The organism is Actinomadura sp. KC345, assembly GCF_004348515.1.
In the GTDB taxonomy this organism is placed as follows: Bacteria; Actinomycetota; Actinomycetes; order Streptosporangiales; family Streptosporangiaceae; genus Spirillospora.
Map to the genome: position 1 here is coordinate 1 of NZ_SMKH01000508.1, position 2,827 is coordinate 2,827.

The window sequence follows — 2,827 nt, forward strand, 5'->3', positions numbered from 1 at the left end:
AGTCGATGATGCGGGGGCCGTCCGGCGACATGATGACGTTGCCGGGCTTCAGGTCGCGGTGGACGAGCCCGCAGGCGTGGATCGCGGCCAGGCCCTCGGCGAGCGCCGCGCCCAGCCTCCGCACCGCGCCCGGGTCGAGCGGCCCGCCGCCCGCGACGCGGTCACGCAGCGACGGGCCCGGTACGTACGCGGTCGCCATCCACGGCGCCTCCGCGCCGGCATCGGCGTCGACCACCTGCGCGGTGTGGAACCCGCCCACCCGTCGCGCGGCGTCCACCTCGCGGGCGAAACGGGCCCGGAACCGCGGGTCGGCGGCGTGCTCGGCGCGGATCACCTTGACCGCCACCTGCCGTCCGCCCGGTGAGGTGCCGAGGAACACCTGGCCCATCCCGCCCTCGCCCAGCCGTCCTTCGATCCCGTACGGCCCGACCCGCACGGGATCGCCGCGCCGCAGCGCCTCCATGACCGCGCCCCCAAGAGATGCCTCGCGTCCGACCGATCCGCAGAGATCATTTCAAGTCGCCGCCCTCCGCGGGAGGGGGTCGGGCCTAAGATCTGGAGACAGTTGTGACCAGACTTCCGGCGATGGGGGCATATGGACACCGACAGGCCCGAGGTCCGGGCATGGGACGCGCTCGTCGACGCCCTCGGCGCGGCCGGGCGGCGGCTGGCGGACGACACCGCCGGCCTGGACGAGGTCGAACGCGCCGACGGCTTCCGCGCCCTGGTCCGCGGGCTGCACAACCAGCTCGCCCGCTTCGAGGTCGACCGGGAGCTGCCCGAGCTGCTGCCGTTCAACGGCTGGCGGCAGAAGTTCTTCATGGACAACCCCGACTTCCGGTACTGGGTGGCCGACGTCCGTCCCGGCCGGCGCTACCGGATCACCGGCGACCGGGGGTCGGCGGTGTACGTCTCGATCACGGCCTACGCCGGGTCGGGGACCGCGGGCGCGGAGGCCGTCGCCCGCCTGGACGGCGACGACATGGAGTTCGGCGAAGCGGGGGACTTCACCGTCGTCCTGGGCGGGGACCGGCCGGAACACGGCGACTGGATGCCGCTCCCGGAGGGGACGACCGCGGTGTGGGTGCGCTTCTTCCATGAGGACGCGGCCGCCGGCCGCGAGAGCCGGTGCACCGTCGAGCGGGTCGGTCCCGGCGGGCCCGTGCCCCCGCCCATCGACCCCGGCCGCTTCCAGCACCACCTGAACCGGCTGGCCCGCGGCGTATCCTTCCTCCCGGCGGCCTTCGCGACGGCCGCCGCCGACGACCGGGCCCGGCCCAACGAGATCCGCCACTGGGCGGAGATGTCCGGCGGAGCGGCCTTCACCGAGCCCGGCATCCACTATCTGCGGGGCGGGTGGGAACTCGGCCCGGGGGAGGCGCTCGTCCTCGAAGGGGACGTGGTTTCCTGCCGCTACTGGAACGTCCTGCTCTACAGCCGCTTCCTCAACTCCCTCGACCACCGGCACCGCCAGGTGTCCCGGACGGGGGCCACCGCGACGGTCGCCGGCGGACGCTACCGGTTCGTCCTCGCCGCCGAGGACCCGGGCCCGGCCGCCGGTGACTGGCTGGACACCGAGGGTCGGCCGTTCGGCATCGTCGTCCTGCGCTGGCTCCACCCGGAGCGGACGCCCGAGCCGCCGTCGGTCCGGCGGTGCCGGGTCGCGGACCTGCGGAGCCGGCCATGACGCTCTGGACGTCCCCGCCGCGGACCGCCGAGGCCGCCGCCCTGTACGCCGCCGCCGAGGAGGACCGCGCCGCCCGGCCGGAGCGGTACCGCCTCGGCGCGGGCGAGACCGACGCGCTCGTCGACCGCGCCACCCGCGGTGACGACGGCGACCGCGGACTCCTCGGCGACCCGTCGCGGTGGCGGGACGGGCTCGAACGCTACCTCCGGTCGGCCGAGGAGGACGGGAGGCTGAACGCCGTCGGCGCCAGGACGGCGCGCGGCACCGCGATGGCCAGGCTGCGGGCGCGGATCTCGATGGGCCGCCACCTGGCCGGGCACCCGGAGACCACCGGGCGCCCGCTCCTCCCGCCGATCGTCATCGTGGGCGGGTGGCGGACGGGGACGACGTTCCTGTTCCGGCTCTTGGCCGCCGACCCCCGGCTCCGCGCGCCGCTGCCCGCCGAACTGGCCTCGCCGTGGCGCTTCGCCGGAGTGACGGGACGGGAGCGCGAGGACATGATCGACGCCGCCTCCGGAGCCCACGACGCCCTCCATCACCTGAATCCCGCGCTGGCCGCCGTCCACGACTCCGGCGCCCGACTGCCCGAGGAATGCGTCCTGGCCATGGGCACCGACTTCCGCAACTGGGGATTCGGCTCCACGATGCGGCTCGACGGCTACACCGACTGGCTCGCCGGACAGGACCTCGCCGCCTCCTACGCCCGCTACCGCGAGATACTCCAGACGCTCGACGCGGGCGATGGACGGCGCTGGGTGCTCAAGGCGCCGGCCCACACACCCGAACTCTCCCACCTCGCCACCGCGTTCCCGGGCGCGTGCATCGTGCACCTGCACCGCGACATCGTCGAGACCGTCGCGTCCGGCGCCAGCCTGTTCGCCGTCTTCCGCTCCACCTACAGCGACGAGGTGGACGCCCGGGACGTCGGCCGGTTCCAGGCCGGCCAGACCGAACGCTGGCTGCGCCGCGCCGCCGCGTTCCGGCGGTCGCCCGCCGCGACCCGCGCCACGCTGCTCGACGTCCGCTACCGCGAACTCGTCTCCGCGACGCCGGACTCCCTGCGGCGGATCTACGACGCCGCCGGTCTCGACGCCCCCGCCGACGTCGACGGGATGATCGAGCGCTACCACGCCGCCCGCC

3 protein-coding genes are annotated in these 2,827 nt (G+C 75.1%); 2 read left to right on the top strand and 1 reads right to left on the bottom strand.

The genetic code is table 11. The features are described 5' to 3' along the window. Positions 1 to 463: phosphotransferase (locus E1281_RS38930; RefSeq protein WP_165959313.1), on the bottom strand; the 463-nt coding region annotated here is incomplete at its 3' end. Positions 464 to 595: 132 nt separating this feature from the next. Here E1281_RS38930 and E1281_RS38935 point away from each other — a divergent pair. Further along, on the top strand, positions 596 to 1,687 hold the full coding sequence (locus E1281_RS38935; RefSeq protein WP_131884703.1) for a DUF1214 domain-containing protein: 1,092 nt from the start codon (positions 596 to 598) through the stop codon (positions 1,685 to 1,687). After that, the coding region (locus tag E1281_RS38940) for a sulfotransferase (protein WP_131884704.1) at positions 1,684 to 2,827 on the top strand (1,144 nt) is incomplete at its 3' end. The genes E1281_RS38935 and E1281_RS38940, both read left to right, overlap by 4 nt.